General features: G+C 29.8%; 21 protein-coding genes. 19 read left to right on the top strand and 2 right to left on the bottom strand.

Annotation, left to right across the window (positions count from 1 at the left end):
- Positions 1-4 precede the first annotated feature (4 nt).
- A complete protein-coding gene (locus HKP59_RS00765) occupies positions 5-787 on the bottom strand; it encodes a polysaccharide biosynthesis/export family protein (RefSeq protein WP_291802604.1) in 783 nt (260 codons plus the stop codon).
- A gap of 86 nt (positions 788-873) precedes the next feature.
- Here HKP59_RS00765 and HKP59_RS00760 point away from each other — a divergent pair, with 86 nt between their 5' ends.
- The 14 genes from HKP59_RS00760 (at position 874) to HKP59_RS00695 (ending at position 18,092) form a co-directional block, all read left to right on the top strand.
- Positions 874-1,650, top strand: a complete 777-nt coding sequence (locus HKP59_RS00760; protein ID WP_291802603.1) for a class I SAM-dependent methyltransferase — start codon at positions 874-876, stop codon at positions 1,648-1,650.
- 28 nt (positions 1,651-1,678) lie between these two features.
- Positions 1,679-2,254: a cob(I)yrinic acid a,c-diamide adenosyltransferase gene (locus HKP59_RS00755; protein ID WP_291802602.1), complete on the top strand. Its 576-nt coding sequence runs from the start codon at positions 1,679-1,681 to the stop codon at positions 2,252-2,254.
- Between the two features lie 88 nt (positions 2,255-2,342).
- Entirely contained in the window at positions 2,343-2,564 is a 222-nt protein-coding gene (locus HKP59_RS00750) for a DUF2795 domain-containing protein (RefSeq protein ID WP_291802601.1), read from the top strand.
- 172 nt (positions 2,565-2,736) lie between these two features.
- Entirely contained in the window at positions 2,737-6,075 is a 3,339-nt protein-coding gene (secA, locus tag HKP59_RS00745) for a preprotein translocase subunit SecA (protein WP_291802599.1), read from the top strand.
- A 120-nt stretch (positions 6,076-6,195) separates the two neighbouring features.
- On the top strand, positions 6,196-6,387 hold the full coding sequence (locus tag HKP59_RS00740; protein WP_291801079.1) for a cold shock domain-containing protein: 192 nt from the start codon (positions 6,196-6,198) through the stop codon (positions 6,385-6,387).
- 138 nt (positions 6,388-6,525) lie between these two features.
- Positions 6,526-7,317 (top strand): endonuclease/exonuclease/phosphatase family protein, encoded by a 792-nt coding sequence (locus HKP59_RS00735; protein ID WP_291802598.1) that lies wholly within the window; start codon positions 6,526-6,528, stop codon positions 7,315-7,317.
- Positions 7,318-7,700: 383 nt separating this feature from the next.
- Positions 7,701-8,468: a zinc ribbon domain-containing protein gene (locus tag HKP59_RS00730; RefSeq protein WP_291802597.1), complete on the top strand. Its 768-nt coding sequence runs from the start codon at positions 7,701-7,703 to the stop codon at positions 8,466-8,468.
- 262 nt (positions 8,469-8,730) lie between these two features.
- Positions 8,731-10,773 carry a hypothetical protein gene (locus HKP59_RS00725; RefSeq protein WP_291802596.1) on the top strand — a complete coding sequence of 681 codons (2,043 nt, stop codon included), beginning with the start codon at positions 8,731-8,733 and terminating at the stop codon, positions 10,771-10,773.
- Positions 10,774-10,887: 114 nt separating this feature from the next.
- Positions 10,888-13,281 carry a zinc ribbon domain-containing protein gene (locus tag HKP59_RS00720; RefSeq protein ID WP_291802595.1) on the top strand — a complete coding sequence of 798 codons (2,394 nt, stop codon included), beginning with the start codon at positions 10,888-10,890 and terminating at the stop codon, positions 13,279-13,281.
- A 3-nt stretch (positions 13,282-13,284) separates the two neighbouring features.
- Positions 13,285-14,079 (top strand): AIM24 family protein, encoded by a 795-nt coding sequence (locus HKP59_RS00715; RefSeq protein ID WP_291802594.1) that lies wholly within the window; start codon positions 13,285-13,287, stop codon positions 14,077-14,079.
- Positions 14,080-14,107: 28 nt separating this feature from the next.
- Positions 14,108-15,010, top strand: coding sequence for a zinc ribbon domain-containing protein (locus tag HKP59_RS00710; RefSeq protein WP_291802593.1), 903 nt, complete (start codon positions 14,108-14,110; stop codon positions 15,008-15,010).
- A 42-nt stretch (positions 15,011-15,052) separates the two neighbouring features.
- A complete protein-coding gene (locus HKP59_RS00705) occupies positions 15,053-16,321 on the top strand; it encodes a D-alanyl-D-alanine carboxypeptidase (RefSeq protein ID WP_291802592.1) in 1,269 nt (422 codons plus the stop codon).
- A 12-nt stretch (positions 16,322-16,333) separates the two neighbouring features.
- Positions 16,334-17,029 carry an aspartate/glutamate racemase family protein gene (locus tag HKP59_RS00700; RefSeq protein ID WP_291802591.1) on the top strand — a complete coding sequence of 232 codons (696 nt, stop codon included), beginning with the start codon at positions 16,334-16,336 and terminating at the stop codon, positions 17,027-17,029.
- A gap of 46 nt (positions 17,030-17,075) precedes the next feature.
- Positions 17,076-18,092: a magnesium and cobalt transport protein CorA gene (locus tag HKP59_RS00695; protein ID WP_291802590.1), complete on the top strand. Its 1,017-nt coding sequence runs from the start codon at positions 17,076-17,078 to the stop codon at positions 18,090-18,092.
- Between the two features lie 15 nt (positions 18,093-18,107).
- Here the strand turns inward: HKP59_RS00695 and HKP59_RS00690 are convergent, their stop codons facing one another.
- Complete coding sequence (locus HKP59_RS00690) at positions 18,108-18,869, bottom strand: MBL fold metallo-hydrolase (RefSeq protein ID WP_291802617.1); 762 nt, start codon at positions 18,867-18,869, stop codon at positions 18,108-18,110.
- Positions 18,870-19,281: 412 nt separating this feature from the next.
- On the opposite strand from HKP59_RS00690, the gene HKP59_RS00685 reads away from it, so the two are divergent.
- The 5 genes from HKP59_RS00685 (at position 19,282) to HKP59_RS00665 (ending at position 24,262) form a co-directional block, all read left to right on the top strand.
- Complete coding sequence (locus HKP59_RS00685; RefSeq protein WP_291802589.1) at positions 19,282-20,385, top strand: Re/Si-specific NAD(P)(+) transhydrogenase subunit alpha; 1,104 nt, start codon at positions 19,282-19,284, stop codon at positions 20,383-20,385.
- A 12-nt stretch (positions 20,386-20,397) separates the two neighbouring features.
- On the top strand, positions 20,398-20,706 hold the full coding sequence (locus HKP59_RS00680; RefSeq protein ID WP_291802588.1) for an NAD(P) transhydrogenase subunit alpha: 309 nt from the start codon (positions 20,398-20,400) through the stop codon (positions 20,704-20,706).
- Entirely contained in the window at positions 20,706-22,085 is a 1,380-nt protein-coding gene (locus tag HKP59_RS00675) for an NAD(P)(+) transhydrogenase (Re/Si-specific) subunit beta (RefSeq protein WP_291802587.1), read from the top strand. The genes HKP59_RS00680 and HKP59_RS00675 overlap by 1 nt, the downstream gene beginning before the upstream one ends.
- 118 nt (positions 22,086-22,203) lie before the next feature.
- Entirely contained in the window at positions 22,204-23,640 is a 1,437-nt protein-coding gene (locus HKP59_RS00670) for a TonB-dependent receptor (RefSeq protein WP_291802585.1), read from the top strand.
- Positions 23,641-23,719: 79 nt separating this feature from the next.
- Positions 23,720-24,262: an RNA polymerase sigma factor gene (locus tag HKP59_RS00665; protein WP_291802583.1), complete on the top strand. Its 543-nt coding sequence runs from the start codon at positions 23,720-23,722 to the stop codon at positions 24,260-24,262.
- The last annotated feature ends 84 nt before the right edge of the window (positions 24,263-24,346 follow it).

Raw genomic sequence — 24,346 nt, 5'->3', positions numbered from 1 at the left:
CAATTTATAAATTTTTAACCAATAAAACAGAACTAACTAAAAAGGATAAAACGGTTACAACTGTTGAGAATGATTGCAATCCTGTTGTTCCAGTTCCCCAAGATTTTTGTTTTAAAGGGGCTACATAAATAATATCATTTGGTTGTACATAAAAATTCTCTGATTCAAAAATATCAATTTTCGTAAGATCCATACTGTACTTTTTTACGCCATCTAATGTTTTTCTAATTAGTAACACATTTTCTCTATTACCTAATTGAGTAATTTCACCTGCGTTTGCAATGGCATCAATTATAGAAACTTCATTTTGAGTTAAATTAACTGTACCCGGTGAACCAACTTCACCAGTAACCACAAAACGAATCCCCGCTAATTTTACAGTAACAAAAACTAGTTCTGGATTTTTTAAAAAGGTACCTAATTCAAATTCAATTTTTTTACGTACTTCATTTTCTGTATACCCTAAAACATTAATTTCTCCAATATAAGGAATTCGTATATTTCCATGTCTATCAACCGCATAACCTGAAAAATACAAACCACCTGCCTGATTTGCATTACCAGTTTGATTACCCGCTTGTGTTTTAAATAATGATACAATTTCAGCATTTTCTGCTTTGATATCGATATATAAAATATCATTTACTTGCAATCGATATGGTTCATTATTTAACTTGTAAATATCTGATTTTTCAATTGGTTCACCCTGAAAATAAGTCATTTGTTTTGTAGAAACGCAAGATGACAAGGAGCCTAAAAATAATACGTATAATAAAAGTTTCTTCATATAAATTTAGTGTAGTAAGCAAATATAATTTTAAATGATAGATTAAAATAATATTTCTACTATTTTCGTGTTAAATTTCAATTTTAATGTGGTTCAAAGTTAAATCATTTATTTTATTTTTATTTAAATCTACCAATCAACATGGAGTTCATTCTCCTTTTGTATATAATTTAGTTACTAATTGCTTTTACAAAAAGGCAACTTTTAACAATGTAAATTTATTTAAAAGTATTAGAAAATGGTTGATTAATAACGAAACAGTGATCAAAGTGACAGATTTTGGAAAAGGATCAAAAGTTTTTAAAAGTAATACTCGAAAAGTAAAAGATATAACAAAAATAGCCGGTATTTCAACTAAAAAAGGCTTATTACTATTACGATTAGTGAATTATTTAAAACCTCAAAACATGCTAGAAATAGGTACTTCTGTTGGTTTAAGCGCTGCTATGCTTAGTATTGGTAATCCATCATCTAAAATTACAACGCTGGAAGGTTGTAACAATACTGCTGCTATTGCTCAAGAATTATTTGATGAGTTTAAACTAAAAAACATTGAAATAGTTAAAGGTAATTTTAATAAAACTTTACCTAAGGTTATGAATAATAGTAATTTTGACTTCATATATTTTGATGGAAACCACCAAAAAGAAGCTACTATAAACTATTTTAATTTGTGTTTAAGCGCTGCGCATAATGATTCCGTTTTTATTTTTGATGATATAAATTGGTCGTCAGAAATGCAGGAAGCTTGGCTTTTTATTAAAGAACATTCGAAAGTAACTGTAAGCATTGACACCTTCTTTTGGGGAATTATTTTCTTTAGAAAAGAGCAAGAAAAAGAACATTTCACGATTCGAATTTAAATTTAGAATTTATTATTAAATTCGCGATATGAAAATCTATACAAAAACAGGTGATAAAGGAACTACTTCTCTTTTTGGAGGAACTAGAGTTCCAAAATACCATTTACGAATTGAAGCATATGGAACTGTAGATGAATTAAATTCATACATTGGCCTAATTAGAGACCAGAAAATCGACGAACATACGTCTACTATCCTCCTGAAAATTCAGCACGAATTGTTTATTTTGGGTTCTATGTTAGCAACTCCGCCTGAAAAAAAGGTACTTAAAAACGGAAAAGAGCGTTTAAATATTGATAAAATAAGCAAACATTCTATTGAATTATTAGAAAATGAAATTGACGCAATGAATGAACTATTGCCCGATATGACTCATTTTATTTTACCCGGAGGACACACTACAGTGTCATATTGTCACATTGCACGTTGTATTTGCAGGAGAGCTGAAAGAGTAAGTACGCATCTCAGTGATGAAAGCACCATTGAATCTGAAATTTTAATTTATTTGAATAGACTTTCTGACTATCTTTTCGTACTGGCACGAAAATTGACAAAAGATAATCGAGCTCAGGAAATTAAATGGATTCCTGAGAGAATAAAATAAGTTCTTTATAATTTTGAAAAAAAGCATTAAAAAACTTGACTATTTAAGTAAAAAAATTATTTTTGCAAAAAATTAATACAAGAAAAACATGTATTGGACATTAGAATTAGCATCATATTTAGCAGATGCACCTTGGCCAGCAACAAAAGATGAACTAATTGATTATGCAATTAGAACTGGAGCACCCCTAGAAGTTGTAGAAAACCTTCAAGAACTTGAAGATGAGGATGAAAACTTTGATAGTATTTTAGAGATTTGGCCAGACTATCCTTCAGAAGAAGATTATCTTTGGAATGAAGATGAATATTAAATAAATAAAATTCAAAAAGTCTCTGATGAGACTTTTTTTTTGCTTTATTATTAACTTTTAAACATATTTTAAGCCTTTTAAAAATTAATTATTTTAAATTCGCTTACTATAATACATAACAAAATATTGATTTTTTTAAACAAAGAATCACTAAAAAATTGACACCTAAATTATGAGTATTTTAAATTCAGTACTGAAAGTATTTGTTGGAGATAAAAAGAAAAAAGATTTAAAAATATTACAACCAATTGTTAAAAATGTTCATTTTTTTGAAAAGGAAATTTCTGCCTTAACCAATGATGAACTGAGAGAAAAAACAAATTATTTCAAAAAGAAAATTGCAGAAGAAACTAACATATATACCTCAAAAATAAAAGAGTTAGAAGAAGAAGCTCATGATGCAAATGTTGATAGAAAAGAAGAAATTTATGCAGAAATTGATGAGTTAGAAGATAACTCATATGAAACCTCTGAAAAGGTATTAACAGAAATTATGCCTGAAGCATTTGCGGTAATCAAAGAAACGGCTAAACGTTTTACAGAAAATAAATCTATTACAGTAACTGCCACACCATTTGACCGTGAATTATCTGCAGGAAGAGATAATATAACACTAGAAAATGAAAAAGCTTCTTGGGCTAATACTTGGGATGCGCAAGGAAAAGAAGTTACTTGGGACATGGTTCACTATGATGTTCAATTAATTGGAGGTTCCGTTTTACATCAAGGTAAAATCGCCGAAATGATGACTGGTGAAGGTAAAACTTTAGTTTCTACATTACCTGTTTACTTAAATGCGCTTACAGGAAAAGGAGTGCACGTAGTAACCGTGAATGATTATTTAGCAAAACGTGATGCTGCTTGGATGGGCCCAATTTTTGAATTTCATGGGTTAAGTGTGGACTGTATAGACCACCATGAACCAAATTCAGATGCACGTAGGAAAGCTTATAATTCAGATATCACGTATGGTACTAATAATGAATTTGGGTTTGATTATTTGCGTGATAACATGGCGCATTCACCAAATGATTTAGTACAACGTCCTCACAATTATGCCATTGTTGATGAAGTTGATTCTGTATTAATTGATGACGCTCGTACACCTTTAATAATTTCTGGTGCTACTGCAAATGCTGACCGTCACGAATTCAACGAATTAAAACCTAGTGTAGATAAAATTGTTTCCACACAACGCAATTATTTAACAGGTGTTTTAGCTGAAGTAAAAAAGTTAATTAAAGAAGGAAATACAAAAGATGGTGGTTTTTTACTTCTTAGAGTTTATAGAGGGTTACCAAAAAGTAAAGCATTAATTAAGTTTTTAAGTCAGGAAGGTATTAGACAGCTTCTGCAAAAAACAGAAAACTTCTATATGCAAGATAACAATCGTGAAATGCCCAAAATTGATGAAGATCTATTTTTTGTGATTGATGAAAAAAATAATTCAATTGAATTAACCGATAAAGGTATCACCTTTCTATCTGGTGATGACGGTGATGAGAACTTCTTTATTTTACCAGATTTAAGTACTGAAATCGGAAAAATAGATAACGAAGAAAGCTCTCCTGAAGATAAAACATCCAAAAAAGAAGAATTATATCGTGACTTTAGCATAAAAAGTGAGCGAATACATACTATGAATCAGCTATTAAAAGCATACACTCTATTTGAAAAAGATATTGAGTATGTTATTATGGATGATAAAATTAAAATTGTAGATGAACAAACTGGACGTATTATGGATGGGCGTCGATATTCTGACGGGTTACATCAAGCTATTGAAGCAAAAGAAAATGTTAAGATAGAAGCTGCAACACAAACATATGCTACGGTTACCCTTCAAAACTATTTTAGAATGTATCGTAAACTTTCGGGTATGACGGGTACAGCAATTACTGAAGCTGGCGAGTTTTGGGATATATATAAATTAGATGTTATTGAAATCCCAACAAATGTTCCGTTAGAACGATTTGATAGAGAAGACTTAGTATTTAAAACAAAACGTGAAAAATACAATGCTGTTATAGATGAAATTGTAAAATTAGTAGAACAAGGTCGTCCTGTTTTAGTTGGTACAACATCAGTTGAAATTTCAGAATTATTAGGAAGAATGCTTTCAATAAGAAAAATAACTCATAATGTATTAAACGCAAAATTGCATAAAAAAGAAGCTGATATTGTTGAGCAAGCAGGTAATGCTGGTATTGTTACAATTGCAACAAATATGGCAGGTCGTGGAACAGATATCAAATTATCTGACGAAGTAAAAACTGCTGGTGGTTTAGCTATTATAGGTACTGAACGACATGATTCTCGACGTGTTGACCGTCAATTACGTGGACGTGCTGGTCGACAAGGTGATCCAGGTTCTTCTCAATTCTATGTTTCTTTAGAAGATAATTTAATGCGATTATTTGGTTCAGAACGAATTGCAAAAATGATGGATAGAATGGGATTAAAAGAAGGTGAAGTTATTCAGCATTCTATGATTACCAAATCTATAGAAAGAGCCCAACGCAAAGTAGAAGAAAATAACTTTGGGGTTCGTAAACGATTATTGGAATATGATGATGTGATGAATTCACAACGTGAAGTAGTTTACAAACGTAGACGCCATGCATTATATGGAGACCGTTTACAAGTGGATATTGTTAATATGGTTTTTGACACCTGTAACTCATTAGTTAGAGAAAATAAAATTACGAGCGATTATCAAAATTTCGAATTTGAGTTAATTCGATTTTCTTCAACAAGCTCTCCTTTTTCTGAAGAAGAATTTAAATCCCTTTCAGAGCAAGAACTTACTGACCAACTTTTTGATGTTGTATACAAGCATTATAAAGAAAAATTAGAAAGAAGTGCTAAATTAGCTTTCCCTGTTATAAAAGATGTTTATGAAAATCAAGGTGATAAATATGAACGCATCGTTGTTCCTTTTACTGATGGAACTAAGGAACTAAAAGTCGTTACAAACTTAAAAGAAGCCTATGAAACTGAAGGAAAAGGATTGGTTACAGATTTTGAAAAAAATATAACGTTGGCTATAATTGATGATACTTGGAAAGATCATTTACGCCAGATGGATGAGTTAAAGCAATCGGTTCAGAATGCCACATACGAACAAAAAGACCCATTATTAATTTACAAGTTTGAGTCTTTTGAATTATTTAATGGTATGCTAGATAAAGTGAACAAAGAAGTATTATCGTTTTTATTTAAAGGTGAACTGCCTTCTCAAGATGCTAATCAAGTTTCTCAAGCAAGAGAACGAAAAAGAGAAAAAGTTCAATTAAGTAAAGAGGAGTACTCCAATCAAAATGAAGGCGCACAAACGAACCAAACACAGCAGCCACAGGCAGTTGAAACTATAGTTAGAACTGAACGAAAAATAGGTAGAAATGAAAAAGTAACCATCAAAAATGTGATGAGCGGTGAAAATAAATCATTGAAATATAAACAGGCGATTCCATTAATTCAAAAAGGAGATTGGGTCCTTGTTGAAGAATAGCCCATAATTTTTCACAGAATAAATGGTTATTTTAAATAATTTATTTTTATAAAATTAATATTGTTTTTTTCAATATAAAATAGTACATTTGCAACTAATATAATTTTTAATATCAATATAATGAGTAAAGGAACAGTAAAATTCTTCAACGAAACAAAAGGATTTGGATTTATCAGCGAAGAAGGTTCAAACAAAGAGCATTTTGTACACATTTCTGGATTAATCGATGAAATACGTGAAGGTGATGAAGTTGAATTCGAACTTACAGAAGGTAAAAAAGGCTTAAACGCAGTAAATGTAAAAGTAATTTAATATATACTTATACCTTTTTACAATGTAGAAGCCTATCATTTATTTGATAGGCTTTTTTTTTGTGCTAATTTTAACTTCATAATTATTTAGAATATGAATCTTTTCAATAAATCCTGTTTACTATTAATAATTATATCATTGAATTTAAGTGTTACAATAGCGCAATCAACTAAAATTATTTCATATAATATTAGGTATGCTAATAATACAGATAAAGAAAATAATTGGAATAACAGAAAAGACAAGATTATTTCACTTTTAAAAAATAACAATCCTGCTATTCTAGGAATTCAAGAAGGATTAATTCAACAAATTGACTATATAGATAGCTGTCTAAGCAACTATAAATATATTGGTATTGGTAGGGATGGTAAAAATAAAGGTGAGTTTTCTGCTATATTTTATGATTCTTTAAAATATAACGTAATAGAAAGTAATACATTTTGGCTTTCAAATACTCCTAATAAAATTTCAAAAGGTTGGGATGCAGCATTAAATAGAATTTGCACTTATGGACTTTTTGAAAATTTAAAAAGCCACAAAAAAGTTTGGATCTTTAATACTCATTTTGATCATATAGGAAAAATTGCAAGAAAAAATTCTGTTCAATTAATTTTAACCAAAATAAACGAAATAAATACAACCAATTTTCCGCTAATTCTAATGGGAGATTTAAATCTTACACCTGAAGAAGCTCCCATTCAATTATTAAAATCAAGTTTAGATGATGGGTTAGAACTATCAAATACTCCTTTAATTGGTCCAAAAGGTACTTTTAATGGATTCAGTTTAGACGAAATTTCAAAAAAAATCGATTATTTTTTTACAAAAAACTTAACAATTCTATCCTACACTCATATAAATGATTTAGAGATTTCTAAAAGTCATATTTCTGATCATTTACCAATAATGATTGAAATAAAATTCTAACCCTAGCTTAGTTAAAAAAATTAATAAAGTAAAATATTTCACTAATAATCTAATTAGCTAACATTTATCATCTAATTTCTAATAAATACTTTATAATTTTATTTTAATAAATTAAAATTTCACTAAAAAACAATAATTTTTAGCCCCTTTTTTATTTAAAAAAAAGTTTGTTTATTATTTCTTTTATAAACCAAACTTGTTATCAAACTCCCCAAACGAAATTTTAATAAACAATATTATGAAAAAAAAATTGGGTTCCCTCTACTTCTTTTTTTAGTAATAATTCAAACTGTTTTATAAAACTATTTTTTGAACAGCAATAAGTTTATGAATAATTCAAATTTATCATATCTCATTCTTAAAAGGAAATAAAACTCAATTATATGAAATCTCTAAACTGTCCAAAGTGCGGAAATAAACTAAATGAAGGAGCTCTCTTTTGTGGTTCTTGTGGAGAAAAAATAATTCAACAAGCCAAAGTAATAAAAGTTGATGTAAACACTTGCCCAAAATGCAATACTCCATTTGAAAAAGATGAAAAATTTTGCGCTGAATGTGGAACCGCAATAAATGAAGGAGTAACAACAAACAAAGTGGTACCTGAGAAAAATATAATCAGAAAAAGTAAACCGCAACCAATCTCAATTAAAACATCAAATCCTTCAATAAAAAAGAATAAAGGGAGCATATTAAAAACAATAGGAAAAACTGTTGTCGGCTTTTTAGCATTTATTATCATAGGTTTTGTAATCCTTTATAATTTAGGTGATGATTTGGAAAGTACTAACACAAGTGATATTGATATAATTAATACCGAGAATGTAAACAACGAAGAAATTGAGACAAGTAGCATTAGCAAGGAAGAAAATGAAATAGTTGTAAGATCATCAGATGTCGATAATAAAAATCTAGCTGATAAATACCGCATTGGTGTAGGTATTGAACCCGACCAATATAAAGCATTTGAGTTGTACGAAAAATTAGCAAATAAAGGTGATTTAGATGCCATGGTTGAGCTAGCTGATTATTATGAACAAGGTATATGGGTAAAAAAAGACACTAAAAAAGCAATAGAGCTTTTACAACAGGCTGCCGATGCAGGTTCATTAGCCGCTAAATGGCAGTTAGAATTTTTAGAAAGCGAAAAGTAAATAAAAAATTATGAAAAGATTATTTATACAAAGACTTGCTGTTCTACTAGCATTGCTAATTTGTAATTTGTCCTATGCTCAACAAAAAGCAATTAAAGACCCTAAGACTTTTAAGCAGGAAATGACTAATGTTGAAGTTGCTCATTCACAATCTGAGATTGTCAAAAAAATATCAACAGAATTAACCAGAGCGGCAATGGACAAAAATAATCGTGCACTTGTTTCAAAAGCCTCACAAGAAATATGGAAGTCTGTAAAATATATGACTGAAAAGCAGAGCAAAGATTTCTTATCTAAGCTTTCAAAAATGTCAAGCTCTAATCTTTCAAAGCTAGCCGAGATGTCTCCACGTCAATTAAATAGTTTTGTGGCATCATCTGTTGAAACTTTGGGCAAAAACACCAACGCTTTAAAAAATGTTATTGCCGGAGTTGGTGATAAAGCAGGGAATACAGCTCTAAAAGCAGTCTCTAAAATTGATGATATAATAGCTAGTGGAGGGAAAATTCCAAGAGCCTTAATAACAAAGTTAAAAGATGTAGCTAATGGTTTACCTCCGGGAAGAGCCAAAGCATTTCTGGATTATTTAAAAACAAAATCTGTAACCGATTGGAAAAATATTACCGATTTAGAAACTCCGGGAAAAGGACCAGGAGGTGTTGTTGGAGCAGTCGTTGATGGTGTTTTTGTATTATATGATGCCTATGATATTTATTATAGCGATGATGAACCCGAAATTAAAGCCATAAATGCCACAAGCAAAGGGGTTGGTTATGTTGTAGGTACAGCTGGGACTGCATTAGCAGGTGCAGCATCCAACGCTACTGTCACAGCCATTGGTGGTTTTGGACCTGGATTGGTTGTTGCTTTTACCGCCGATCGAGTTTCAACATTAACTACCGAGGTATTAATGCTTGTAAAAGAGCGAGAAGCAGCAAAAAATGCAGAGGAGAATGAAAGAATCGACAATGCCATACTTGTTCGTCGTCAATTACTTAATATCAGCAACAAAATAAAATCAGGGCAAGTTAATAATGCACAATTCTTACTTTCTAAACTTGATAAATTTATGCTAAATAACCGGATTGATGACCTGGATAAGCTTTATGAATTACATGGAGAATTAGAAGACAAAGCACAGAATGCAGAACGGAATCAGCTTATTAATGAAGTAATAAATACAGCTAGGCATCCTTACCAAAAAGCAGCAAATTTTTATAAAAAAGGGGTAGAATTACATATCGCCAAAATATACGCAGCTGAGGCACTAACTATTTTAAACAATAATTTAAAAATTTATCCAGAAATAGGAGGATTAACTGCAATCTCTAAAACTCAGCAACTCATTAGATTAATTGATGAAAAGATTGCCAATGCCGCAGATTTTTCAATAACTAGAGTAGCTGCGCCTGAGCGAGTATATATAGGCCAATCTATTGATATTCCTGTTTTTGTAAAAGGTGGTATTCCATATTATAGTTCTGTTGGTGAAATCAACAGTAATATCTCTGATGATTCTGAAGTAACCGTGTTTTGGTATGCATCTGTAGTACCTGGTATTGAAAATTTTACTATTACACTCAAAGATTGCATGGGGAGTACCGCAAGTACTTCGGTAAGTATTGAGGTGGTTGAAGAGATTGAAGAAGAGATAGTAGAAGCGGATGAAGAACCTGTTGATGTGGAATATTCAGGTTTGAAAGAATTTGTAGATGTTTCTAAGATAGGTAGTAAGACCTTTGAATCCCATTATTTTGCAAGCAAGTTTCATATTGGATATTCCAAAGAGTATAGAGACAAAGTGTACAGTGGAAGAGGAGAAAACAATGAAGGTCCTTGGCTTACGGGGAATCCAGGTGAAGGACAAGAAACAATATGGTATATCTTACCACATGGTCCTTATAAACGTTACCGTACCGACAATGAAAATATACTTATTCAAGAAGGGAATTATAATAATGGACTGTGGCATGGGAAATGGATAAAGTATTTCATAAAACCAGATACTCAAGGAGGGGTTGAGAAAATCCAAAATTATAAAAATGGTGTTCTGGACGGAATCCAAACAACTTATATTCATTATAAAAGTAAAGAGGATTGGAGTAAAATTGAGAATTACAAAGATGGCAAAAAAGACGGTACTCAAATAGAATATGATTCCGAAATACCGGGAGGAATTGGAAAGGAAAGAATATATCAAAATGGTAAATTTATAAGTGGTTATTATTATTATTTTTCTGGGAAGGAAAAAGGAGCGAATGGAAAATATATAAATATATATGAAAAGGCGATTTACGAAGAATAAAAAAATACAATATTGCTCTATTGTTTGTTGAAGTACTAAATATTTCCAAAGGAAAGGAAGAGAAATCAAAAAAACTAAAACATATTACTAAAAGCAGGTATTAAAAAATAAACTATGATAAACTGTCCAAAGTGCGGAAATAAACTAAATGAAGGAGCTCTTTTCTGTGGTTCCTGTGGAGAAAAAATAATTCAACAAACCCAAGTAATAAAAGTTGATGTAAACACTTGCCCAAAATGCAATACTCTATTTGAAAAAGATGAAAAATTTTGCGCTGAATGTGGAACCGAAATAATTGAAGGAGTAACAACAAACAAAGTGGTTCCTGAGAAAAATATAATCCGAAAAAGTAAACCACAGCCAATCTTAACTACAACATCAAATCCTACTATAAAAAAGGAAAAAGGGGGCATTTTAAAAACAATAGGAAAAATTATAGTAGGCTTTTTAGCATTTATTATTATAGGTTCTATAATCCTTTATCATTTAGGCGATGATTCAGATGAGGATATTGAAGTTACTTCTATTTCACAAGAAGAAATAGTTGATTATTCAGACGATAATACTGATAGAGAGGAATTAAATGAAAACCTTCAATTTTCTGAAACCATCATTGGAGAATTAGATAAAAATGAAATACAACTAGAAATACCTAAAAATACCTTTGATCAAGAAGTAAATTTAAATGTTGTTGTATCAGAAAATATACCTGTTTTTGATAAAAAAAGAGCTAAATTATTTGGAAAACCTTTTAATATTTCAATAGATCAGAAATCAAAACGACTAAATGAACCCGTAACCATAAAACTAAAATTATTTGATGAAGAAATTTCTAATTTAGAACATCCTGAAGATTTATGGGTTGGATACTTTAATGGAAAACAATGGGATTATTTTAAACCTTCAGAAATTAACTTAAAAAATAAGTATTTAACATTTGAAACTTATCATTTCAGTTTGTTTGCTAAAACAAAACCAACAAAAGAAGAAAGGATTGATGATTATGCTGATAAAGCAGCCGTTGAGCAATGGTCAACTAAAAATAACAATGCCCCCTCAAGACAAGCCACGGAAAAGATTGTTCAACAAGTTCTAGGTAAGTATTTGGGTTTAGGGAATAAAAGTTTAACCCAAGACATTGTAGAATCAATTATGAATGAAAGTGATTACCAAAAACTTTTAGTAAGTTATAATGATAATAAAATGGATCAATTCGGTCAGGACGTTGCTATATTAGCTGGTAAAACAATAGTTAAAGTTGTTACCGAAGATAGCAACGCAAAAACACTTTTAGGTTCTATCACAGAAAATGCTTCTAAGATAAATACTGGAATAAATATTGCTCGTGCTTTATCTGAAGGCAATTTAGAGCAAGCAGCAAAGGATTTATCAAATGAAATTATAAATTCATTTCCAATGACAAAACTATTTAGAGAAGCTGCAAAAATAACTGACCAACAAATAGTTAGATGGAGAGATCAAGAACTAGAAGCTGCATATAAAGTTTTTGTAAATGGATCACAGAGTGCTGTTCCTTTTTGGGGTTACGATGTTGAACCTGGAAATTTTGATGAAGTTTGGATACAAATGAAAGGGCTTAAACCTCAATTACTAAGAGATGCAAAAGCAAAGTATGCCCTTTCAAAAGGTGTTAAGGTTGAGGATTTAGGTACTAGAGCCTTAGAAATCATTGAAGATGAAACAAAAGAAAATTTAAGAAAAAAATTTATACAACGAGAAAAAGAAGAAAAGGAAATTGAAAAGTTAAAAGAACAAAATATTAAGCTTATCAAAATTTTTGAAGATGCAAATCTTTTAAACAAATATAGATTTGGCTATACCGAACAAACATCTTTTGAGCTTCGACTTCATAGGCTTTACAAAATTAAAGACATGATACTAAAAGACACAAAAAGTAAAGTTGGGTTTTTAGGCGTAAATGAAGGTGGTATTATCCCTGCAAAAACAGTCGCCAGATTGATACAAATATGGTACAACCCTGATGGAGGAAAAGAGAAATACCGAGAGGAATTGATAGAATTAGGATATATTGAAGAAGTAGAAGAACTAGAGCTAGCTGATGGACCATGGGAGTTGTCTTTTTATGAGTCAAAAAAGCTATTTGAATCTATGGATAATTTTTCTGAGTATATGAGTGCATCAAAGGAAAGGAAGAAAGTTATACTAGAAACAGATCTTATTAATACAGAAAAAGCTATTAAAAAAATGAACGAGGAATATAAGAATTCATTAAGTTTAGGTTTTATAAATTTACCTTCCGCAACATATGAAAAAAGCGAAAGGGGTTTAATGTTTCTTTATAAATACAACCCTATTTTAAAAGATGGATTATATACATTTTCTTATACCGAAGGTTTTGGTAAAGAAAAAGAAAGAATGAAATATATAATTCAATTAAAATCTAACGACTATTTTGAAGGAAAAATATTTTATGATTCCTTTGGTAGCGTTTATATTATCTATATTAAAGGAAAATTAAAAATTTAAATTATGGCATTTTGTTCAAATTGTGGAAGCAAGTTAAATGAAAGTAGTGCATTTTGCGAAAATTGCGGTACTCAAATCAAAGAAGTAGAAACTCAACCTATAATCGAAGAAATTTTAGGAGAAGTAACCTTTGAGGTGGTAAATAAAGAGCGCTTAAACTTAATTAAAGTTGAGTTGGATAATGCTGCCTTTCGCTATGAATCAGGTGCAATGCACTATATGAATGGTAATCTTGAGTTACAATCAAAGGCTCCTGGAATTGGTAAAATTTTTAAATCAATGATAACTAAAGAAGCCATTGTTAAACCAGTTATAAAAGGCTCAGGAACCGTGTTTTTACAGCCTTCATTTGGTGAATTTACTATTTTAAATTTAGAGAATGAAGAATGGATTTTAGACAGAGGTGCATACTTTGCATCAGACATTAATATAGAAATAGGCTCGTATACAAATAAAGCAATAAGCGCCATATTTTCAGGTGAAAAATGGTTTCAAACAGTGGTATCAGGAACTGGCAAAGTAATTATTACATCAGCGGGTCCAATTGAAGAAGTAGAATTAACTAATGGAAAATTGGTTGTTGATGGTGCTTTTGCTATTGCTCGTACATCTGGCATTGAATTAAATGTTTCAAAAGCAACTAAAGGAATTTTTTCAACACTAATTTCAGGAGAAGGAATTGTAAATACATTTACAGGAACAGGAAAAGTATTAATTGCACCTGTTGATAATTATTTAAACACATTAATTAATTCTATTCTCTCTATTAGATATCAAATACAAAGTTTACGTAAATAAAGTTATCTAATTACTAAAATTAAAGTAAATGAACTATTGTAAAAACTGTGGTGCTAAATTAAAAATGAATGCAAAATTTTGCACTAATTGCGGAAATATCATTCAGGTTCCTATTGAAGAAAATGAACAACCCAAGAAAAGTAGGGATACGATTATTAAATCTAAAGAGCCAACAACGAACACAAAAAACTTTTCTAAAATAAATAGAGAAATTTCAGGTGGAAATAGCAAATTAAACGCCTCAAAAATAGCCAAATACGTTACAGGATTTTTTTTACTAATTGTTATACTTGCATTTCTAGACTTAGATATGCTTCCTATACATCCTGCTATTGCCTTTCTATCTTTCTTTATTGTTTTATCTTCAATTGTAATAAGCTATATGTTTAAAAGTAGAGAAGAAAAAAAACAAACCTTAGTTACTGGTGAAAATTTATTAGCTGAGTGGACATTAACAAGTGAACAAAAAGAAAGTTATGCAAACTATTTATTTGAGAATGAAAAAAATAACAATAAGTTCATATTATATTCAATTGCAGCCATAGCAATTGTTGTTTTTGGAATATTTATTTTAGTTATTGATGAAGGGAAATTATTTATGTTTTTAATACTCATTGGGTTAATCTTATTTTTAGCTTCCTTCTCATATGGAATGCCATTTTATTACAAAAAAAGTAATTTAAAAGGTGATGGAAAAATATTAATTGGAGCAAAATATGCCTATATTAATGGGTATTTTCATAACTGGGATTTTCCACTTTCAGGGTTAAAAAAAGTACAAAAAATTGAATCTCCTTTTTATGGTCTTAATTTCGTTTATTATTATACCGATAGAACTTTGTCTCATAACGAAGAACTTTTTATACCAGTACCAGAGGATATTGATTTAACAAAATTAATAACAACACTGATAGAAATGAATCAAAAATAAAATAATTACTTACATTTAATAAATAATCTATTCTACGAAATATTGAACTATCTATTTAAATTTTTATTCTTATTAATTAGCATACTCATACTTGTATCGTGCAGTATAACTCATAAAATTACTCGTAATTTTAAAAAAGAAAATAACGTAAATGCATCGTTTAAAGGATTTGTACTTTACAATCCCTCAACAAAAGAAGAACTAATTAATTACAACGGGCAAAAATATTTTACACCGGCTTCTAACACCAAATTATTTACATTTTATGCGGCTTATAAAGCATTACAAGATTCTGTTGCCAGTTTAGCTTATTATAAATCACAAGATTCTTTGATCATCAAAGGAACTGCAGACCCTTCATTTTTATATGGAGCTAATTCTACTAAAGTTATAGATTTCTTACACAAAGAAACTGCCCCTATTTATTTACTAGATGAAGCTATAAAAGAAACTGCTTACGGAAGTGGCTGGGCTTGGGATGATTATCAATATTACTATATGCCTGAGAAAAATTTATTTCCCATCTATGGAAATATTGTAAAATTTTCGATGACTGATAGTTTGGTTAGCTCTACTCCCTCCTATTTTAAGCAACAAGTAAAAATTGTTGATTCCACCTCATTTTATAGAGAATTATTTACTAATAATTTTTACCTTCAAAAAGATAGCAAAGTAGAAAAGGAAGTGCCTTTCATAACATCTAATCAATTAGTAGCTGAGTTATTAGGTGATCAAATTCAAAAAGAGATTAAAGCAATTCCTGCTTTAAAAGAGTATAATTTTAAAGTTTTAAGAGGTATACATTACAATGAGCTCTATAAAAAAATGCTTATCGAAAGTGATAATTTTATTGCCGAACAATTACTTCTTCAAGTTGGAAAAGAAGTTTTAAATGTATATTCCGTAGAATCAGCAATTGAATACTCTCTAGAAAATTATTTAAACGATATACCTCAAAAACCTCGATGGGTCGACGGCTCTGGATTATCAAGATATAATTTATTTACCCCAAATAATTTTGTTTATATATTAGATAAAATGTACAATGAAATAGGTTTAGATACGCTTTTAAATTATTTCCCAATTGCAGGAAAATCAGGAACTTTAAAAAATTGGAATGAGAATAAAAATCCATACATATTTGCTAAAACAGGTTCACTGTCAAACAATTATAATTTGAGTGGTTATTTAATTACAAAAAAAGGTACAGTTTTAATTTTTAGCTATATGAATAATCATTATCAAAAATCAACTTCAGAAATTAAGAACACAATGTATAAAACACTAGAACTAATTTATACTAAATACTAAATAAACTTTTTAATGAAAACAATAGGATTAATTGGTGGAATGAGTTGGGAATCTTCATTAGTATATTATGAACTCATAAACAAAAAAGTACAAGAAGTATTGGGTGGATTTCATTCATGTAAAAATATTATGATTTCAGTGAATTTTGCAGAAGTAGAAAAGTTACAACATGAAGGTAATTGGGAAGCTCTCAACACTTTAATGGCAGATGCTGCAAAAAATTTAGAATTGGCAGGAGCAGATTTAGTAGTACTTTGTACCAATACCATGCATTTATGCAGTGAAGCTATTCTTAAAAATATTTCAATACCTTTTTTGCATATTGCCGAAGCTACTGGACAAGAAATTAATAAAAAGAAACTTTCAAAAGTTGCTTTATTAGGAACAAAATTCACAATGGAAAAAGAATTTTATAAGGAACTCCTAACTAATAATTTTGGAATCGAAGTTTTAATTCCAACAAAAAAGGAGCGGCAATTAGTACATAATATTATTTATAATGAATTGGTTCAAGGTAAAATAAATAATAGCTCTAAAGAAGTTTATAAAAATATCATTCATAATTTAGAAAAAAGAGGATCGCAAGGAGTCATTCTAGGTTGTACAGAAATTCCTTTACTTATTAAAGAAAAAGATGTTACAATACCAATATTCAATACAACAAAAATCCATGCCGAAAAAGCAGTAGAATGGGCTTTAAAAGAATAAAAATTGTATATTTAAAAAGTATACCTGACTTACTAAAATTAAAAAAATGACTGCTTCACTAAACCAAATGGAAAATAAAAAGATTGAGTCTTTTTTAAAAAACTCATCAATTATTGAATACTCAGAAAGTGATTTCACAAGAAATACTTTTATTTCTACTGATGAAATTGTACTTAAAAACAGTGTAAAATCTGTTGAATGGTTAAATGTTTATGGCTTTAATTATCAAGAAATCTTAAAAAAATTAATTAAACAAAATAATTTTGATGAGTTTTTATCGAATTTAATAATTGATACTGATCAAAGAAATAAAGTGATTGAATTAAGTGATTGTATTTTTTTAACACTTAAAACTTTTCATTACGAAAATTCATCATTCTATGATGAACAAATGATGTTCATTGCATCACCAAATTATGTTTGGAGTATTCAAGAAAAATCTGGAGATTATTTTGAACATATTAGAGAGCGAATTGCGAGTTACAAAGGAACGATACGTAAAAAGAAAGCTGACTATTTACTTTATAGAATTATAGAAGCAATAATTGATAATTACTATTTGGCATATGAAAAATTAGTTGAAAAGAGTACAGAATTAAAAGATCTCTCAAAAGTAAAACCAAGCCCAGAATTCGCTATTATAATTGAAAATAATAAACAAAATTTATTTATTCTTAAAAAAGCCATAAGTAGTTTAAGAGAAGCTATAAGCAGAATTGAAAAACTAGAACTAGAAAATTTTGAGACACACTATTTTAGTGAATTGAAGGAACAAGCAAGTTTTTTAATTGATGATATAGATTTTGATTTACAGCAATTTGAAAGTAGCATTAACTTAATTTTCAATATTCAAAATCATAGATTGAATGAAGTTATGAAAACACTCACAATTATTTCTGTGATTTTTATACCACTCACATTTTTAGCAGGAATTTATGGTATGAACTTTAAAAACATGCCCGAATTAGATTCTGAATTTGGTTATTTTATTATTCTAGCCATTATGATTCTATTGACTCTAATTAATCTCTATTTTATTAAAAAAAAGAAATGGTTTGATTAACGTCTAAGTACTATTTTAAACTTCAATAGCTAATTCGTCATAGGCTAAATATACATTTGTTGGCAGTAACTTTTCAACTTCAGCGTGAAACCCTAAATATTGACTGATATGTGTTAAATAAGCTTTTTTTGGTTTCAATTCGTCTATCAAAGCTAATGCTTCTTCTAAATTTAAATGAGAATGGTGGGGTTTAATTCTTACTGCATTTAGAATTAACACATCTAAATTCTCAAGCTTTACTTTTTCTTCTTCCGAAATTGTTTTAACATCTGTTAAATAAGCAATATTATCAAATCTAAATCCAAAAATAGAAAGTTTTCCATGTTGAACTTCAATTGGAATCACTTTTAGATTTCCCAATAAAAAAGGTTGTTTATCAATTTCTATTTGCTTAACACTAGGTGCTCCGGGATATTTGTTGTTGTCATTTAAAATGTAATCAAATCTAGTTGCTAAATACTTTAAAACTCTGTTATGTGCATAAATAGGTACAGCTCCCAAACTAAAACTAAAAGGTCTTAAATCATCTAAACCTGCTGTATGATCAGCATGTTCATGTGTAAATAACACTCCGTCAATTTTAGAAACATTTGCTCTTAACATTTGATATCTAAAATCTGGTCCACAGTCTACCACATAGGTAAAATTATCCCATTCAACCAAAATAGAAACCCTTAAACGCTTGTCTCTTTTATCAGTAGATAAGCAAACCGGATGAACACTATTAATAACAGGAATACCTTGTGATGTACCAGTACCTAAAAAAGTAATTTTAATTTTCATTAATTTAATTCAAAAAGCAAATATAATTTAAATTTAAAAAGCACAAACGCTTTTAAAAAACAAGTTGTGCATCAAAACTACCTTATTTAAATCTTTACTATAAATATATACAAAATGATAATCTAAAAATGTTAACAAAACTTGATTTTTGTCAACCTTTGTAAACAGTTAATAATGTACTTTTGCATCATTATTTTTTAATAACCCATATGGATAACAAAAAAAAATATTATATAAATTCATCTTATGAAATTATCATTGTTTTTGTAGTCCTATTTATATCTATAATTTTTAGTTCACACATAATTTCAACTAGCCTTTCTGCTAGTTTTCTTATTTATATATTTAGCAAAAATTTAAAAGTTCAAATATTATATATAATTTCACATCATAAAACAATACATATATGAAAATAGGCGTATTAAATGAAACAAAAACGAAAGAGAAACGCGTATCTATTTCTCCAAATATAGCCAAACAACTTATTGGAAAAGGGTTTGAGGTTGTAATTGAAGAAGGATCAGGAGCTGCCTCCTCTTTCAAAGATTCTGACTATACAGAAGTTGGAGCTTTAATAGCAAAAAAAGAGGTTGTTTTTAAAGACTCTAAAGTCCTTATTAAAATTAACCCATTTGATGAAGAAGATTTGAAACATGTTTCTAAAGGTCAAATTTTAATGAGTCAGTTATATTATAAATCACAGCCAGAATTAATAGAGGCAATTGCTAAAACTGGCGCAACTGCCTTTTCTATGGATGCAATGCCTAGAATATCTAGAGCACAAGATATGGATGTGTTAAGTTCTCAAAGTAACTTAGCTGGTTATAAAGCTGTAATTACTGGAGCGCAAGAAATGACCAAAATATTTCCATTAATGATGACTGCTGCTGGGACTATAATTCCTGCTAAAGTATTAATTTATGGTGTAGGAGTTGCAGGATTGCAAGCTATTGCTACCGCAAAACGTTTAGGTGCTGTTGTTGAAGCTACTGATATTAGAATGGAAACTAAGGAGCAAACTGAATCTTTAGGTGCTAAATTTATTTCTGTTGATAATACTGGTGAAGAATCGGAAGGTGGTTATGCCAAAGAAGCTTCTGAAGATTATGCTAGAAGACAAAAAGAGGCTGTTAATAAATCATTATTCCAAGCTGATTTAGTGATCACAACTGCTATGGTACCTGGAAGAAAAGCACCTGTACTTATTTCTGGAGAGCAAGTTGAACAAATGAAAAATGGTGCTATTATTATTGATTTAGCAGCTGCGCAAGGCGGAAACTGCGAGTTAAGTGTAATGGATAAAACTATAATTAAAAACGGTGTTAAAATTATTGGAACAACTATGGCTCCGTTAAGTGTTTCTACAAATGCTAGTGAGTTGTATGCAAAAAATATGTATACTTTTTTACTGCACTTAACAGATGAAAACAATGAGTTCAAATGGGAATTAGAAGAAGAAATAACCGATGGTACATTAATTGTGCATGAAGGAAAAATTAGAAAAAACTAAAACTGAATAAATATGAATGAATTATTAGAATTTATTAGCAATAATTTAGAATTAATATATATCCTGATTTTAGCGATATTTATTGGTGTAGAATTAATAAAAAATGTACCATCGGTATTACACACTCCTCTAATGTCAGGAGCAAATGCCTTAAGTGGTGTTGTAATTGTTGGTGCACTTTTAGTAATGTTACAAGCAGATCCAAATGATTACTTAGCTTTAGGTTTAGGTTTTGTTGCTGTAGTATTAGGAATTATAAATGTAGTTGGTGGTTTTGCCGTAACCGACCGTATGTTACAAATGTTTAAAAAGAGAAAATAATGAGTATAACGTTAAGTATTATCTATTTGATTTCAACCATAACATTTGTTATAGGTTTAAAAATGTTAGGACATCCAGAAACAGCTAAAAAAGGTAACTTTATTGCTGCTGTAGGTATGGTTCTTGCAATTATTGGTACTATATTTTTACATGACTTTACAGTATCAAATATTAATTATATACTAATTGGGGCAGCCTTATTTGTTGGTAGTTTAATTGGATGGCTAATAGCTATGAAAGTTGAAATGACAAAAATGCCAGAATTAGTATCTTTATTCAATGGTTTTGGAGGAGCAAGTGCTATGCTAATTGGATTAGTAGAATATGGAAATAATTCAGGAGATATTGCACAAACTTCTACTGTAATTGCAGCTATAATTATTGGTAGTATTACTTTTTCAGGAAGTTTAGTTGCTTTCGGAAAACTAAATGGTTCTTTAAAAGACATCAGATTACCGAAATATAATTTAATAAACAATGTATTATTTTTAGGTCTCGTTGCGTTTGGTGCTTATATAGTAATGGGAGGTGCAAGTAGCACACTTCTTATTTATGCTTTACTTTTCGCTTCACTTATTTATGGGCTTTTATTTGTATTCCCTATTGGTGGTGCTGATATGCCTGTAGTAATTTCGTTACTAAACTCTTTAACTGGTATTGCAGCTGCAATAACTGGTGTATTATATGGAAACATGGTGATGTTAGTTGGTGGTATTTTAGTTGGTTCTGCTGGTTTAATTTTAACCTTTGTAATGTGTGAAGGTATGAATAGATCGCTTTCTAATGTAATTTTTGGTGCATTTGGTGGTGATGCTGTAGTTGCCGGTGCAACAGGAAAAACAGGTGGAACTATTAAAAAAACAACTGCAAGTGATTCTGCTGTACTCTTAAATTATGCAAATAAAGTGGTAATTGTACCAGGCTATGGTTTAGCAGTTGCACAAGCACAACATGTAATTCACGAACTTGAACAAGTATTAACTGAAAAAGGTGTTGATGTATCATATGCAATTCATCCAGTAGCAGGTCGTATGCCCGGTCATATGAACGTTTTATTAGCTGAAAGTAATGTAGATTATGACAAGTTAATTGAAATGGATGATATCAACCCTCAGTTTCCAAATACAGATGTTGTTTTAGTAGTTGGTGCTAATGATGTTGTGAATCCAGCTGCACATAACGATCCATCTAGTCCTATTTATGGAATGCCAATTTTAGATGTTGAAAATTCCAAACATATTATTGTTAACAAACGTACTATGAATGCTGGTTATGCAGGAATTCAAAATGAGTTGTTCTTTAACACTAAGACTTCTATGCTGTTTGGAGATGCCAAGAGTGCATTAACTGAATTGGTAAGTGAACTTAAGAATATGTAATATTTCATAAGATAAAACGCGTAAAAGAAGGGTGCAAATTAATTTTTCACCCTTCTTTTTTTGTTAATTTCTAATAACTCTCCTTTTTTAGTACTTTTGCAAAAACTAAAAAATTAAAATGACTCTAAAGTTAAAAGGTGATACAGAAATAAATGATGTTCCATCAAGTAAAGCAAAAGCGCTTAAAATAAATTTGAATAAATATATTTATGGAACATTTGCTGAAATAGGTGCTGGCCAAGAAACTGTTCGTCATTTTTTTAGATCTGGTGGAGCTTCAGGAACTATTGCCAAAGCAATGAGTGCTTATGATAAACATTTTTCTGATGCTATTTATGGTGTTGAAGAGGATGGTCGCTATGTTACCGAAGAACGATTGAAAAAAATACTTCATCGTGAAATTGAACTTACAGAAGATAGATTAAGCAGAAAAAATCACCCTGGAAAGGTGTTTTTTTCATATGCAAACACAGTAACGACTATAGATTTTGCCAAAAAGTTTAAAGGACATGGTTGGGTTGGATTAAAGTTTCAATTAGATCCTTTGGAAAATTATAATGAAATTATTTTACATGTTAGATTTAAAGAAACTGACGTAAAATTACAACAGGAAACACTGGGTGTTTTAGGTGTAAACTTAATTTATGGAGCATTTTACTTAAATAATAAGCCAAAAGAATTATTGAAATCATTGTATGATAACTTGCATGAAGTTCAACTTGAAATTGACATGATTAATTTTTCTGGACCTTGTTTTTCAGATGTTGACAACCGATTAATGAGTTTATTATTAGTTAAAAACAGGATGACTAATGCTGTAATGTTTGGGCCAGATGGAAATAATCTATTACCTGCTCAACAACTATATAAAGCAAATATTTTAGCGCTGCGAGGTAGTTTTAGACCTGTAACTAAAGTAAATATGGACATGCTTGAACTTGCAGAACAACTATTTATCAATAAAAAAAAGGTTAACAAAGACAATACTAAAATTATTTTTGAGATTACATTAACAAACTTAATTTCTGATGAGGGAGAAATTGATGAAAGAGACTTTTTAGAAAGAGCTGAGTTACTTTGTTCTCTTGGCCAAAATGTTATGATTACCAATTATCAAGAATACTACAAATTGGTTGAATATTTATCTGAATTCACAAAAGGGAGTATTGGCTTAGCTATGGGTGTCAGTAATTTTGTGCAAATTTTTAACGAAAAATATTACCGTAATTTAAGTGGAGGAATTTTAGAAGCTTTTGGTAAATTATTCTTTAAAGACCTTAAGGTATACTTATACCCTCTTAAAGATAGAAATACTGGAGAAATTAAAACAAGTGAAAATTTAATGGTACATCCGCGTATGAAAGAATTATATAAATTCTTTAAATACAATGGGAAGGTTGTAGACATTAAAGATTACAATCCTGATATATTAGGCGTATATTCAAGAACGGTTTTAGAAATGATTTCAAATGGAGAGAATGGCTGGGAAGAAATGCTTCCTATTGGAATTCCTGAAATTATTAAAAGAGATCGATTATTTGGGTATTCAAAATAAGATTTGAGAATTTGAAGTAAATTTTGTTTTTAAATTAAACCTTTAGTAACTTTCAACGTCTAATATTAAAATGTAGCACGTGCAAGACGAAGAATTACTAGTTTCCCAACTTAAAAATCCCGATTCGCAAGAACAAGCTTTTCGAAAGTTAATGTCGCTCTATAAAGAACGTTTATATTGGCATATTCGTAAAATTGTTTTATCACATGATGATACTGATGATGTCCTTCAAAATACATTTATTAAAATTTTTAAAAACATACATTCATTCAAAGAAAATAGCAAACTATATTCTTGGATGTATCGAATTGCAACAAACGAAGCAATTACATTTATAAACAAAAAAGCTAAAAAACAACAAGTAGATATCAGTGAATTACAGCATAAAATGGCTGATGAGTTACAAGATGATCAAAATTATTCAGGTGATGAGATTCAGCAATTATTGCAAAAAGCTATTTTTACCTTACCTCAAAAGCAGCAATTGGTTTTTAATATGAAATATTTTGATGAAATGAAATATACTGATATGTCTGAGGTTCTTGACACTTCAGTGGGTGCCTTAAAAGCATCCTATTTTCATGCTGTAAAAAAAATTGAAGAATTTTTAAAATCACATTAAACCATACGGTTTAATAAAAGTCTAATTAATAGAAATGAAAAAAGAAAAACCAAATAAAATAATTACTACATTAAGTGATAATTC

The organism is Lutibacter sp. (genome assembly GCF_013041805.1).
Taxonomy (GTDB): Bacteria; Bacteroidota; Bacteroidia; order Flavobacteriales; family Flavobacteriaceae; genus Lutibacter.
Note: the sequence above shows the minus strand (reverse complement) of the source record. Positions and strands in the feature narration are given on the sequence as shown.

Bases quoted from the DNA above. Each gene is read 5' to 3' on its own strand.
- HKP59_RS00680 (WP_291802588.1), top strand. From the start codon at position 20,398: ATGAATGAATTATTAGAATTTATTAGCAATAATTTAGAATTAATATAT.
- HKP59_RS00755 (WP_291802602.1), top strand. From the start codon at position 1,679: ATGAAAATCTATACAAAAACAGGTGATAAAGGAACTACTTCTCTTTTT.
- HKP59_RS00740 (WP_291801079.1), top strand. From the start codon at position 6,196: ATGAGTAAAGGAACAGTAAAATTCTTCAACGAAACAAAAGGATTTGGA.
- HKP59_RS00700 (WP_291802591.1), top strand. From the start codon at position 16,334: ATGAAAACAATAGGATTAATTGGTGGAATGAGTTGGGAATCTTCATTA.
- HKP59_RS00695 (WP_291802590.1), top strand. From the start codon at position 17,076: ATGACTGCTTCACTAAACCAAATGGAAAATAAAAAGATTGAGTCTTTT.
- secA (WP_291802599.1), top strand. From the start codon at position 2,737: ATGAGTATTTTAAATTCAGTACTGAAAGTATTTGTTGGAGATAAAAAG.
- HKP59_RS00715 (WP_291802594.1), top strand. From the start codon at position 13,285: ATGGCATTTTGTTCAAATTGTGGAAGCAAGTTAAATGAAAGTAGTGCA.
- HKP59_RS00685 (WP_291802589.1), top strand. From the start codon at position 19,282: ATGAAAATAGGCGTATTAAATGAAACAAAAACGAAAGAGAAACGCGTA.
- HKP59_RS00720 (WP_291802595.1), top strand. From the start codon at position 10,888: ATGATAAACTGTCCAAAGTGCGGAAATAAACTAAATGAAGGAGCTCTT.
- HKP59_RS00725 (WP_291802596.1), top strand. From the start codon at position 8,731: ATGACTGAAAAGCAGAGCAAAGATTTCTTATCTAAGCTTTCAAAAATG.
- HKP59_RS00675 (WP_291802587.1), top strand. From the start codon at position 20,706: ATGAGTATAACGTTAAGTATTATCTATTTGATTTCAACCATAACATTT.
- HKP59_RS00670 (WP_291802585.1), top strand. From the start codon at position 22,204: ATGACTCTAAAGTTAAAAGGTGATACAGAAATAAATGATGTTCCATCA.
- HKP59_RS00710 (WP_291802593.1), top strand. From the start codon at position 14,108: ATGAACTATTGTAAAAACTGTGGTGCTAAATTAAAAATGAATGCAAAA.
- HKP59_RS00730 (WP_291802597.1), top strand. From the start codon at position 7,701: ATGAAATCTCTAAACTGTCCAAAGTGCGGAAATAAACTAAATGAAGGA.
- HKP59_RS00765 (WP_291802604.1), bottom strand. From the start codon at position 787: ATGAAGAAACTTTTATTATACGTATTATTTTTAGGCTCCTTGTCATCT.
- HKP59_RS00750 (WP_291802601.1), top strand. From the start codon at position 2,343: ATGTATTGGACATTAGAATTAGCATCATATTTAGCAGATGCACCTTGG.
- HKP59_RS00760 (WP_291802603.1), top strand. From the start codon at position 874: ATGTGGTTCAAAGTTAAATCATTTATTTTATTTTTATTTAAATCTACC.